Origin of the sequence: Psychroflexus sp. MES1-P1E (genome assembly GCF_002836055.1) — a bacterium.
In the GTDB taxonomy this organism is placed as follows: Bacteria; Bacteroidota; Bacteroidia; order Flavobacteriales; family Flavobacteriaceae; genus Psychroflexus.
Genome location: NZ_PJBS01000026.1, coordinates 1 through 614 on the forward strand (window position 1 = coordinate 1; position 614 = coordinate 614).

A 614-nucleotide genomic window follows, 5' to 3' on the forward strand; every position below is an offset into this window, starting at 1 on the left:
TGGATCAATTCGAACAATACTTGATGTCGCATCGCCTTGTGGTAAAACTAGACTCCAATCACCGTTGGCATCTGTCGTTACAGTCTGAACTTGACTGAAAGAATCAGTAATTTCTACATCAACGTTTGGCATATCTGCTTCACTTGGCTCCTGAGTTCCATTGCCATTTTCATCGAAGTACAAGTGACCGGTTAAAATCCCTGTTTCGTAAAAACCATCTAATTCATTAAGCGTTTGTCCGGTTACAATAGTAGTCGTGGTTGGATCCGTTCCCTCTGTTTGAGATGCTCCTGTTGGGAAATCTGGATCAATTCGAACAATACTTGATGTAGCATCGCCTTGTGGTAAAACTAAGCTCCAATCACCGTTGGCATCTGTTGCAAGTGTCGTGACTACTCCAAATACATCCGTGATTTCAACATCTACATTTGGCATGTCTGCTTCGCTTGGCTCCTGAGTACCATTTCCATTTTCATCGAAGTACAAGTGACCCGTTAAAGTCCCTGTTTCGTAAAAACCATCTATTTCATTAAGCGTTTGTCCGCTTACGATGGTGGTCGTGGTTGGATCGTCCCCTTCTGTTTGTGTTGCTCCCGTTGGGAAATCTGGATCGC

Annotated in this window: 1 pseudogene; it reads right to left on the reverse strand. The window is 43.6% G+C overall.

The window, feature by feature from the left end:
- Nucleotides 1-614, reverse strand: a pseudogene (locus CXF67_RS17955) (gliding motility-associated C-terminal domain-containing protein); the annotation flags it as partial.